This is a genomic window from Micromonospora sp. SD12, from assembly GCF_052068495.1.
GTDB classification, from domain to species: Bacteria; Actinomycetota; Actinomycetes; order Mycobacteriales; family Micromonosporaceae; genus Micromonospora; species Micromonospora echinofusca.
Genome location: NZ_JBQHDF010000014.1, coordinates 130,541 through 142,208, shown reverse-complemented (window position 1 = coordinate 142,208; position 11,668 = coordinate 130,541). Strand labels below are relative to the sequence as shown.

Sequence of the window (11,668 nt, the reverse complement as noted above, 5' to 3'; positions counted from 1 at the left end):
TTGTAGGCGGTGGATTTCGGGTCGAGGGTGTGCAGGAACCACAGGCGTTGCTGCGCGAACGACAACACCCGACCCGGTGCCGGAGGCCCGCCGTCGCGCGGGACCGGATCCGGCCCCGCTGCGGTGAGGACGTCCTCCTCCGGGGCCGGCGCCGAGGCCAGCTCGGCCCGCAGGCGCTCGGCCATCGCGGCCACGGTCTGCGCCTCGAACACGATCGCCGCCGAGACCGGCAGGCCGAACCGCTCGCGTAGCCGGACGGCGACCATCGTGGCCCGCAGCGAGTGCCCGCCCAGGGCGAAGAAGTTGTCGTCCCGGTTCGGCGACTGGCCGAGCACGTCGGTCCACACCTGCGCCACCCGCCGCTCCAGCTCGTCGCGCGGCGCCTCGCCGACCCGCTCCGCCGGTGCGGGCAGCGCGGCCCGGTCCAGCTTGCCGTGCGGCGTGAGCGGCAGGGCGGCGAGCCGGACCCACGCGGCGGGAACCATCGTGGCCGGCAGGTACCGGGCCGCGTGCTCGGCCAGCGCCGCGTCGTCCGGGCCGGCCTCGGGCACGACGTACCCGACGAGCCGGGGGCCCGCCGTGCCCTGGTGCAGGCCGACGGCGGCGGCCCGCACGTCCGGATGGCGCAGCAGCACGCTCTCGATCTCGCCCAGCTCGATGCGGTGACCGTGCAGCTTCACCTGGTCGTCGACCCGGCCGGCGAAGTGGTAGGTGCCGTCCGGGAGCTGACGCGCCAGGTCACCGGTGCGGTAGAGGCGACTGCCGGGCGGCCCGTACGGGTCGGGCGGGAAGCGTTCGGCGGTCAGGGCGGGACGGTCGTGGTACCCGCGCGCCACGCCCGGCCCGCCGATGAACACCTCACCGAGGCTGCCGGCCGGCACCGGGCGCAGGTCGTCGGCGAGCAGCCGGATGACGGCGCCCGCGGCCGGCAGCCCGAGCGACGGCGGGCCGTCGCCCTCGACCGCCACCTCCCCGGCCATCGCCAGCACGGTGGCCTCGGTCGGCCCGTACAGGTTGACCGTGGTGAACGTGTGCTCGGGCCGGGGACGCGCCAGCAGCTGCTGGCCCCCCGCGCCGAGGATGCGCAGCGCCCATTCGGGCGGCGCCGGCCGGGTCAGCACCTCCTCGGCGAGCGGGGTGGGCAGGGTCGCCGAGGTGATCGCGTGCGCGGTGAGCCAGTCCACCAGCCGGTCGGGATCGACCCGGGTCTCCTCGTCGGGCAGCCAGAGGCTGGCGCCGGCCACCAGTGGCGCCCAGATGTCCCACACCGAGGCGTCGAAGCCGGGCGAGAAGAGGTGCAGGCAGCGGTCGTCGGGACCGAGCCGCTCCGCGTCGGCCCGCCAGCCGGCCAGCCCGCGCAGCGAGCCGTGCTCCACCATGACCCCCTTCGGCAGGCCGGTGGAGCCGGAGGTGTAGATCACGTAGGCGAGGTCGCCCGGGCCGACCGGAACGGCGGGCGGGCCGTCGGGGTACGCGGCGAGCGTGGCCCGGTCGTCGTCGAGCAGGACGACCGGGGTTCCGGGGACCACCAGGTCGGCCCGGACCAGCGACCGTACGGTGACGAGCACCCGCGCCCGGGAGTCGGTGAGCATGTGCCGGACCCGCTGCGGGGGATAGCCGGCGTCGATGGGCAGGTACGCGGCGCCGGCGGTGAGCGCCGCCAGTACGCTGACGATCCCGTCGACCCCGCGCGGCAGCAGGACGGCGACCAGGTCGCCGCGGCGTACCCCCGTGGCCCGCAGGTGGTGGGCCAGCCGGTTGCTGCGGGCGCGCAGCTCCCCGTAGGTGACCAGGGCGTCGTCCGTGCCCAGCGCCGGCGCGTCGTCGGGATGCCGGGCGATCACCTCATGGACGAGGTCCGCGTGGCGTGGCGTGACCTCGGCGGGCGACCGGGCGGGGACGGGGTTCGCTGACCAACCGCTTTCCTTGATCATGATGCGCGGGATGCTGCCAGCGCGGCACGCGCGTCGTCAATGGAATCGGGCCGGGCTAGGGGCTCTCCGGGCCATTGTTGGGGCCGGTCAGGCCTCTCGCGGGAGCTGGTTCGGGCGGGACCCGGCCGGACCCGCCCCGCGGCGGGCCTGGCCGCCGGCAGCCGCCTCGACGGCGGGGCGGCTCACCTAGACAGGCGGTCGACGACCTCGGCGGCGGTGACCACCTCGCCGAGCTGACCCAGCGTCTCCAGGCTCGCCCGGTGCGTCTCGTCGGTCGCGGCGGTGCAGGCGTCGGCGACGACCACCGGCCGGTAGCCGTGGTTGACGGCCTCGAACACGGTGCCGGTGACGGAGAGGTTGGTGGCGACGCCGGTGAACAGGAGGGTGTCCACGCCCCGGCGGCGCAGCACCGTGTCGAGTTCGGTGCCGAAGAAGCCGGTGAGGCGGACGTGGGTGATGACGACGTCGCCGGCCTCCGGCATGAGTTCGTCGACGATCCGGGCCTTCGGCGCGCCTTCGAGGAACGCCTGCCGCTCCCGGACCATCGCGAAGCTGGGCGTGTTGGGGATCAGGTCCGGGTAGCCGGGCCGGTGGGCGACCCGCGTGTAGGTGACGAGCCCGCCGCTGGCCCGTACGGCCGTGGCGACCTGTGCCGCGTACGAGGCGACGCGGTGCCGGGTGACCTGCTCGGCGAAGAACGGGCCGAACACGCCGTCGGGGCTGACGACCTCGTGCTGCCAGTGGACGCCGACGACGGCCGTCCGCATCGGGTCGAGTTCTCGCATCGTCCCTCCCGTCACGGGGCGGAGAGCTGCTGCGGCGTCGGCTGGTAGCCCCGTCCGCCCGCGCCGGCCGGCCCTCTGCCGTACGCGTCGAGGCGCCCCCACCGCCCGGGAATGTCGAGCAGCGCCACGAAGTCGAGACTAGCGGGCAGAGCGGGCCTGATCACAAGGTCTTCGCCGACCGGGTTGAGTCCGAGCATCGTGCGCAGCAGCAGCAGGGTGGCACCGGCGGACCACGCCTGCGGGCTGCACGCGGTCGGGTAGTTGACCGGGTACTTGGTCTCGTCGCGGCGGTAGCCGGCGAAGGCCTCGGGCAGGCGGCCGTCGTAGAAGACCGCCGCGTCGAGGATCCCGGCGGCGATCCGGGCCGCCTCGTCGGCGTACCCGTAGCGGCGCAGCCCCCAGGCGATGAACGAGTTGTCGAACGGCCAGATCGTCCCGACGTGGTAGCCGATCGGGTTGTAGCGGCCCGAGCCCTCGGCCAGCGTACGCACCCCCCAGCCGCTGAACAGCGCGGGCGACATCAGGTGGCGCACCAGGGCGGCGGCCTTCGGCTCGTCGACGATGCCGCTCCACAGCAGGTGGCCGATGTTGGACGACAGGGCGTCGACCTGGCGGCCGTCGCCGTCGAGCGCGAGGGCCATGTACTCGCCGTCGGCGACCCAGAAGTCGTGGTTGAACCGCCGCTTGAGGTCGGCGGCCTCCCGCTCCAGCCGGTCCGCGTACGCCGGGTCGTGCCAGACGGCCCGGGCGAGCCGGGCGGTGCGCATCTTCGCGTCGTACGCGTACCCCTGCAACTCGCAGGTCGCCCTGGGGAAGCCGGGCAGTCGCCCGTCGCGGTACGAGATGCCGTCCCAGGAGTCCTTCCAGCACTGGTTCTCCAGGCCGTTGCGGGTGTTGCGCCGCTGGTAGGAGATGTAGCCGCTGCCCGTCAGGTCGGCGTAGTGGTCGATCCAGTCGACCGCCGCCCGCGCCTGCTGTTCGACTGAGCGGACGAGCTCGACGTCGCCGCTCCAGCGCTCGTACTCGTCGAGCAGCACCAGGAACAGGGGAGTGGCGTCGGCGCTGCCGAAGTACGGGGTGTGCGGCGTCTCCTCGAACACGCTCATCTCCCCGTACCGCATCTCGTGCAGGATCCGGCCGGGCTCCTCCTCCCGGAAGTCGTCGACCCGGCTGCCCTGCCGGAACGCGAGCACCTGAAGCGTGGTGGCGGCGAGGTCGGGCGCGAACGGCAGCGTCTGGAGGCTGGTGAGGATGCTGTCCCGGCCGAACAGGCTCATGAACCAGGGCAGGCCGGCCGCCGGCACGCTGCGGTCCTCGGCGAGGAAGGGGCTGAACCGCAGCGCGGCCAGGTCGATGAGGCTGCGCCGGTACGCGCCGCGCAGCGGCTCCCAGCCGGATTCCAGCCGGGGCGCCTCGGCCAGCCAGTCCTTGAGCCGGCGCTCCTTGTCCTGGCTGCGCGTCGCCCGCGCGGGGATCGTGAGTCGTTCCAGTCCTCGCGGCATCGGCAGGTCCGGCTTGGCGGTCAGCCGCGTCCGCCACTGGCTGTGCGGTTCGAGGTGGACCCTGAGCGTCAGCCCGTCGTCGTCCAGTTCCGCCGGCGTCGCCGCGGAGACGATCGTCTCCCGCCGGAAGCGGTCGCGCTGGTAGCCGAGCACGAGGCAGCCGTCGTCGACGCGCCGGTAGTGCCGGCCCTTCTTCCGCGCCGTCGCGTCCTTGACCTCGAAGACGTCGGCGAAGTCGGCGTCCACCTCGACCCGGAGGGTCACGTCGACCGGCCGGTCCTCGTGGTTGATGACGCACAGCTCCTCGTGCAGGCCGGAGTCGAGCGTGTGTATCCGACGCACCGACAGTGTGCTGTTGACGTAGACGTCCTGGCGGCCCGGGACCAGGTAGAACCGGTTCTCGAAGTAGTGGATGTCGTCGATCGCCAGGGTGCTCAACCGCTCCCCGTCGATGGTCAGCACCCACTTCGACAGCAGGCGCGTGTCGTGGGCGAACAGCCCGAGGGGGGTGTCCGGTGACGGGACGATGTCGCCGGCGCGGTCGCAGACCATGAAGGTCGTGCCGTCCAGGATGCCGACCTGCTCGTCATCCATGGCCACCTCCCCGGCGTCGTGGGTCGGCCGAGGCGGGCGGCGGCGGGAACAGCTTCCGGACGGTCGCGAAGAGCCGAGGGCTGCCCGCCACGGCCGCCTCGCCGCGCAGCACGGTGGTCAGGAAGTAGGCCTCCCCGCTGGCGATCCGGTCGAAGACCTCGCGGTCCGCCTCGACGACCGCGTCCCCGCCGGTGGCCGTGGCCTCCTCGGAGACCCTGATGTCGCCCTTCTCGATGGAGACCAGCCAGTGGTCGGTCCGGCCGTCGCGGCTGATGTCGAAGCGCACGCTGCCCTCGTCGATCGCCCTCAGCCGGCGGTCGTGCCCACGGCGCGCAAGGCCGTGGAAGAAATCCCGGGTGACATCCGCCATCGCGACCCCTCCTCACCGGCCACGATTCCCCGGAAACGCCGCTACCGCCTCACCCACAGAGGGTGAACTTCGCCGAAGCGGACCCACCGGGCCGCGCTCGCTGCCGGCCGGCCCCGCACCGCCCGCCGTGGCGCGTGGGTCGGCCCGGCCGACACCCGCCCCGCCGCCCGGCATCGCCACTAGCCTGGGACCCGATGGATCCCATCCAGGCGACGCTGCTCGTCGCCGCCGGTGTCGCCACGGGTGCCTTCAACGCGGTCGCGGGCGGCGGTTCCCTGATCGCCTTCTCGGCGCTGATCGCCGCCGGCATACCGCCGCTCACCGCCAAGCTGACCAGCACCGTCGCCGTCTTTCCCGGCAACGTGGCGAGCGTCGCCGGAGGGTACCGGGACCTGCCGCCCCGCGGAGACGTCCGGCGCGTCCTGCCCGCGGCGGTCCTCGGCGGCGTCGCGGGCTCGGTGCTGCTGCTGGTGACACCCAACCGCGTCTTCGACGCGATCGTGCCGTTCCTGGTGCTCGCCGCGTCGGCCGTCCTCGGGCTCCAGGACCGGCTGGACGGGCTGGTCCGGCGCTCCGTCCTGCGGCATGGGCGGGAACACCCGGCGGCCCTGCAGGTGTCCGTCGCCCTGGGCGGCGTCTACGGCGGCTACATCGGCGCCGGCTTCGGCATCGTCCTGGTCGCCGGGCTGGCGCTCCTCCAGCACGAACCGCTCACCAGGACGATCGCCCTGAAGAACCTGCTGTCGGCCGTCATCTCGTTCACGGCGGTGGTGCTCTACGTTCTGTTCGGCAACGTCAACTGGGCGGGGGTGGCGATCCTCGCCCCGGCCACGGTCGTCGGCGGCTACGTCGGTGCCCGACTGCTCCGCAGACTCCCCGGCGGCCCGCTCAGGGCGGTGGTCGTCGCGTTCGGGGTGCTCTTCGGGCTGTTCCTGCTGGGGCGCAACGTCCTGTAGACCGCGCTGCCGCGCTCGACCGACGCTGGCGAGATCCGGCCCCGACGACGGGACGGGCCCCTGCCACCCGCTCGGATGACAGGGGCCCGTGCCGCGCCGGTCAGCTCAGCGGGACCTGGCGGGCGAGCGCGGCACCGCCGGCCTCGAAGGCGGCCAGGACGGAGGTGGGCGTGCCACCGGTCGTCGGCACCACGACGGTCACCGGGCGGCCGGAGCGCACCTGCACCGAGCGCTCACCGAGCGACCGGTCGCCGTCCCAGGTGTGCAGGTACACCGTGCCGGCGCGGTCGGCCCGGACGGTCACCTGCACGCCACCGGCCACCTGCCGCTGGTCGGTCAGCCGCAGCGCCCGCTCGGGCAGCCGGGTGACGGCGGCCGGAGCGACGCCGTCCACCGCCGACTGCGCGATGGTCTGCGGGCTGTGCACGCTGCGGGCGGCGGTGTCCGGGAAGACCGGGGCGCTGGGCTGCCGCTGGGCCGGGGTGAGGCCGGGCAGGGTGACCAGGCCGTAGCGGTACGGGTCGGCCCGTACGCCGGTGAAGGTGGACCAGCCCAGCCGGGACTGGGAGCTGAGGTCCTGGGTGTCCGAGTCGTACACCAGCACGTTGAAGCCCATCCGCGCCGGATCGATCGCGTCGGGCAGCACCGCGAACGGGATGCGCGCCTCGATCGTGTAGCCGGTGTACGGCGCGGTGACCTTGCTGACCACGGTCATCCCCGGGGCGGTCGTGGCGCCCGGTCCCTGCCGGTTGTCGGCGTCGCGCTGCCAGCACGGCGGGTCGCCGTTGGCGGGGTCGTCGGTGACCGGGAAGATGCCCGCCTTGAACACGGTGGAGGTGTCCGTCGAGTTCCCCTTCGGGTCGACGATGATCTCCACGCTGTCGGTGCGCCGCTGCCGCTTGCAGTCCTGCGGCACCACCTTCTTGCCGAGCACGTCGTCGGTGACCTGTACGAACACGACGAGCGCGTCCTCGGTATAGGCGATGCGGCCGGTGGCCGAGGCGTCCTGTGGCGTGGTGGCCTGCCCCTCCCAGATGCGGGACAGGTCCAGTTCCTCACCGGGGTACTCGCCGGGGGAGGCCACCCCGTCGACGGCGTGGTCGTGCCCGGCGTGCGGCACCTCGCTGGTCGGCACGATCTCCAGGGCGCCGGTCTCCACGGTGCTGCCCGCGCCGCTGGTGGTGGTGATGGTGATCCCGTAGTCGCCGCCGTCGCCGCCCTCGTTGGCGGTCGGCAGGCTGGCGTCGCTGTTGGTGACGGTGAAGGTGACCGCCCCGGTCGCGCCCGGCGCGAGGGCGGCGTAGCTCTTCGTCGCCGCGTCGGCGGTGAAGCCGGCCGGCAGGCCGAGGGCGACCGTGCCGCTCTGGGCGGTCTCGCCGTGGTTGCGCAGGTCGACCCGGACGGTCCGGCTCTTGCCGGAGCCGATGGTCAGCACCGGCTTGATCAGGGTGTCCAGCTGCGGGTAGCCGCTGTCACCGGCCCAGCTGCGGAACAGCCCCACCTCGGGCAGCGGCTCCAGGGTGCCGCGTACGTCGGCGACCACCCGGACCGCGCGGTCCGTGCGGCCGGTGCCCTGCCCGGTGGTCAGGGACGCGCCGACGAGGTGCTGGGCGTTGGTGTCGGCGCCCGCGGGGACGGTCACGGTGAAGGTGACGGTCCGCTCCTTGCCGGCCGGTACGGCGCCGCGCACCGCGCCGGAGCCGGTGGCCGTCCAGCCCTGCGGCAGCCGCAGGGAGACCCGGGGCGAGGTGAGCGCCCGGTTGCCCGGCGCCCGCACGTGGGCCGTGACCTCGACGCTCTGCCCGGGGGCGAGGTCGAACCGGTCGGCGGTCAGGTAGAGCTCGGTGCCCCGGGGCAGCCCGCCAGCGGCCGGGGGCAGCACCGAGCCGCGCAGGATCGCCTCGGGGGAGGTGTCCGCCGGGTCGTACGGGACGCGGCTGTCGACCAGGGTGTAGAAGTCGCAGCGGATCTTCGCGGGGTCGGTGGGGGCGGAGGCGGTGTTGGCCCAGCCCTGGGTGACGTAGTCCCGGCGGGCGTCGACCTCGACCTCGGCCCAGGTCTTGCCGCCGGCGCTGCGCGCACCCTCCCAGACGCCGAAGACCTGGTCGGTCGGGACGGCCGGCACGAAGCCGGCGGCGCACTGCGGCCCGGTCGACGAGCTGCCGGTGCCGCCGGTACGCAGGAACTTCGCCGCCCGGAAGGGCGTGAGCCCCTCCCTGGTGATCTGCTCGGGGAAGGCCTTCGGGTCGGCGGCGGCGTGGAACGCCTCGGCGGCGAACCGGGCGGCCTGCTGGTGGTTGCCGTGGTTGCCGGGCGTCGGCGACGGGTTCATCGTCATGACGATCTCGGGCCGGGTCTGCCGGATCACCCGGACGATCTGGCCCAGCGTGTCGTCGTGCCCCCAGATCTGCTCGGACAGGGGCGCGGAGGCGGTGTACCAGAAGTCGACGCGGTCGAGGTTGTAGAGGTTCTCCACCCCGGCGCGGCCGATCGCGGTGCGCTCCTCGCGCTCGCGGATGATGCCCAGCGGCGGGCCCTCCTCGAGGCCGACGGCGTTGCCGCCGCCCTCGCCCCGGGTGATGGTGACGACGCCGGCCTTGGCGCCGTGCTTCTCCTTCCACTGGCCGAGGGTGGCGAGGCTGCCGGCCTCGTCGTCGGGGTGCGCGCTGACGAAGAGGACGTCCAGGTCGACGGCGTCGGTCGGCCGGGCGTCGGAGGGGGCGGCGAGGGCCACGGCCGGTGTCCCGGACAGGGCCAGGGCGAGCGCCGTGGGTAGCAGGAACGCCTTGAGACGCATGCAGATCCTTTCGCGTGGAGCGAGGTCCGCGCAGCGGCCGGCGACATCGGACGCACGGGCGTCGACGTGGGGGTCGCGGTCGGACGGTGAGAGGGCGGGCAGGGGCGCCGGGCCCGAGGAGCGCCGGCGTCACCTCAGGTACGCAGCGGCACGGGGGTCCGTACACACTGGAAGGCCTTCGCCCGGTGACGCTAGGGACCGGCGCGGCGGCCCGTCAATGCTTTGCAAGGTCTTTCTTAATTTGCGAAAGAAACTAACTCCCCGCCAGGCGAGAGAATGCCGGCGGTGAGGTCGCCCGACCGTCGACCCCGAGAGGGCGCGAAGTAAGGGCGTTTCTGCTGCTCACGGAGGAGGCCGCAAGGTAACGAGACGGTTTCGTTACTTGACTCGATAGTTCGTTCGCCGTAGGAAGGAAGTGTGACAGACGTGGTGACGCCACCAACGAGCCCGGTGAGCCGGGAGCGGTCGAAGGAGATCAAGCGGTTGTCCGTGATCTCCACCGCCCGCCAGGTGCGGCTGCTCTCGCGCGCCGAGCTGACGGAGCTCACCGGGCTGAGCCCCGCCACGCTCACCCCGCTCGTGCGGGAGCTGATCGCCGAGGGCTACCTCATCGAGCGCGGCCCCGGGACGTCCCGCACGGGGCGGCCCCGGGCGATGCTGGAGTTCAACCCCCGGGCCGAACTGGTCGCCGCCGTCTCCCTGGAACCGTCCCGGATCAGCTGCGAGATCGCCGACAGCGACGGCACGGTGATCGCCCACCGCGCCGTCCGGCTCGCCGGCGACATCGTCGACACCATCTGCCGCTCGGTGCCCGAACTCGCCGGCGACGGCCTGCCGGCGCTGCGCGGGGTGGCCATCGCCGCGCCCGGCGTCTCCACCGGCGGTGCGGTGCGCCTGGCCCCCTCGGTCGGCCTCGTCGAAGGGCGGCCGGTGGGGGAGTCGGTGCAGCGGCACCTCGGGGTGCCGGTGGTGGTGGACAACGACGTGAACCTGATGGCGGCCGGCGAGCACGCCGTCGGCGCCGGCAGCGACGTCGCCGACCTGCTGCTGCTGCACGTGGCCGACGGCATCGGCGCCGGTCTGGTGCTCGACGGGCAGGTCCGCCGGGGCGCCGGCGGGGCCGCCGGCGAGGTCGGCTTCCTGCCGCTGGACCCGACCGACCGCGGCCACGACGGGATCGGCCCGTTCGAGGCCCGCTGGTCGGAGAACGCCATCGCCGAGCGGATGGTGGCGCTGGCCCCCGGGCGGCGGCCGGACTCGCCCGTGGCCGACCTGGTGGCGCTGGCCGCCACCGACGAGCGGGCCGCCGCCTACCTCGACGACGTGCTCGCGGCCTGGTCGCGGCTGATCGTCTCCTGCGTCTGCGTCGTCGATCCCGGGCGGGTGCTGCTCAGCGGCGCCGCCGCCCACCTCGACGACGCCGCCGTGGACCGGCTCCAGGCGCTGGTCACGGCCGCCGCGCCCAGCGCCACCGAGGTACGCCGGGCGGTGCTCGGCGACCGGGCGGTGCTGCACGGGGCGGTCAGCTACGCCCTCTCCGCGGCCGCCGCCGGGATGCCGACCCTGCTGCCGGCCCCTTGACCACACACCACGCACACCGCAGTTCCCCCCACACCCCTCGGAGGTACACCCCATGAGACGTCGACTTCTCCTCGCCGGTGCGCTCGCCACCGTGCTCGCCGCCGGCACCGCCTGCGGTGGCGGCGGTGGTGACGACGCGGCCGGCGGCGCGAGCGCCGAGAAGCTGACCATCTACACGGCCCGCGACAAGAAGGTCTCCACCTACGTCGTCGACCAGTTCACCGCCAAGTACCCGGAGTACAAGGGCAAGGTCGAGATCCTCAACCTGGGCGCGCAGGAGATCCTGGAGCGGGTCCGCGCCGAGAAGGCCAACCCGCAGGCCGACGTCTGGTGGGGCGGCACCCAGCAGGGGCTCTCCGCCGGCGCCGGCGAGGACCTGCTGACGTCCTGGCAGCCGGCGTTCGCCGAGAAGATGGACCCGAAGTACAAGGACGCCGAGGGCCGCTGGTTCGGGGAGATCCTGCTGCCCGAGGTCATCATGTACAACAACAAGGCGCTCACCCCGGAGCAGGCCCCGAAGGACTGGGACGACCTGCTGAAGCCGGAGTGGAAGGACAAGATCATCATCCGCGACGTGGCCGCGTCCGGCACGATGCGGTCGATCTACGCGTCGATGATCATGCGACAGTCCCCGGACGGCAGCAACCCGCAGCCCGGCTACGACTGGCTCAAGAAGCTCGACGCCAACACCGGCGCGTACGCGGCCAACCCGACCGACCTCTACCTGAAGCTCTCCCGCCAGCAGGGCGTGCTCAGCGCCTGGAACCTCCAGGACGTCCTGCTCCAGGCCAACCAGTCGAACATGCCGTTCGGCTACGTGATGCCCGCCTCCGGCGCCCCGGTGCTGGTCGACGGCATCGCCGCGGTCAAGGGCGGCAACACCACCGGCGCCCAGAAGTTCATGGAGTTCCTCTTCGACGACAAGCTGCGCGGCGACCTGGCCAAGGACTACTACCAGATCCCGGCCGTGGACATCGCCGAGAAGCCGGAGTGGCTGGCCCAGCTCGACCTCAAGCCGCTGGACGTCAACTGGGACGTGATCGGCAAGAACGAGACCGAGTGGATCAACCACTGGAACAGCCAGATCAAGAACAAGGGCTGACCGCCCGGGCGTTTCGGGGGCGGGCCCGTCCCGCCCCCGCGCCCCCA

The 11,668-nt window shown here is 73.3% G+C and carries 8 protein-coding genes; 3 read left to right on the top strand and 5 right to left on the bottom strand.

Annotated elements, in window-relative coordinates; all coding sequences use genetic code 11:
• The 4 genes from ACTMS2_RS22915 to ACTMS2_RS22900 all read right to left on the bottom strand — a co-directional run.
• Nucleotides 1–1,934, bottom strand: a 1,934-nt coding sequence (locus tag ACTMS2_RS22915; protein WP_441177236.1) for an amino acid adenylation domain-containing protein, incomplete at its 3' end; no start/stop codon positions are given.
• 182 nt (nucleotides 1,935–2,116) lie between these two features.
• A complete protein-coding gene (locus tag ACTMS2_RS22910) occupies nucleotides 2,117–2,719 on the bottom strand; it encodes a cysteine hydrolase family protein (protein ID WP_441177235.1) in 603 nt (200 codons plus the stop codon).
• An 11-nt stretch (nucleotides 2,720–2,730) separates the two neighbouring features.
• Nucleotides 2,731–4,815: an amylo-alpha-1,6-glucosidase gene (locus tag ACTMS2_RS22905; RefSeq protein WP_441177234.1), complete on the bottom strand. Its 2,085-nt coding sequence runs from the start codon at nucleotides 4,813–4,815 to the stop codon at nucleotides 2,731–2,733.
• Nucleotides 4,808–5,185, bottom strand: coding sequence for an SCP2 sterol-binding domain-containing protein (locus tag ACTMS2_RS22900; RefSeq protein ID WP_441177233.1), 378 nt, complete (start codon nucleotides 5,183–5,185; stop codon nucleotides 4,808–4,810). The genes ACTMS2_RS22905 and ACTMS2_RS22900 overlap by 8 nt, the downstream gene beginning before the upstream one ends.
• Nucleotides 5,186–5,379: 194 nt before the next feature.
• Here ACTMS2_RS22900 and ACTMS2_RS22895 point away from each other — a divergent pair, with 194 nt between their 5' ends.
• On the top strand, nucleotides 5,380–6,141 hold the full coding sequence (locus ACTMS2_RS22895; protein ID WP_441177232.1) for a sulfite exporter TauE/SafE family protein: 762 nt from the start codon (nucleotides 5,380–5,382) through the stop codon (nucleotides 6,139–6,141).
• A 100-nt stretch (nucleotides 6,142–6,241) separates the two neighbouring features.
• Here the strand turns inward: ACTMS2_RS22895 and ACTMS2_RS22890 are convergent, their stop codons facing one another.
• Nucleotides 6,242–8,938, bottom strand: a complete 2,697-nt coding sequence (locus tag ACTMS2_RS22890; RefSeq protein WP_441177231.1) for a sugar-binding protein — start codon at nucleotides 8,936–8,938, stop codon at nucleotides 6,242–6,244.
• 417 nt (nucleotides 8,939–9,355) lie between these two features.
• Between ACTMS2_RS22890 and ACTMS2_RS22885 the strand changes: the two genes are divergently transcribed.
• Both ACTMS2_RS22885 and ACTMS2_RS22880 read left to right on the top strand, forming a co-directional pair.
• Nucleotides 9,356–10,519, top strand: coding sequence for an ROK family protein (locus ACTMS2_RS22885; protein WP_441177230.1), 1,164 nt, complete (start codon nucleotides 9,356–9,358; stop codon nucleotides 10,517–10,519).
• Nucleotides 10,520–10,571: 52 nt separating this feature from the next.
• The gene (locus ACTMS2_RS22880) at nucleotides 10,572–11,621 is read left to right on the top strand and encodes an extracellular solute-binding protein (protein WP_441177229.1); all 1,050 of its coding nucleotides are present in this window, start codon (nucleotides 10,572–10,574) and stop codon (nucleotides 11,619–11,621) included.
• Nucleotides 11,622–11,668: the final 47 nt, after the last annotated feature.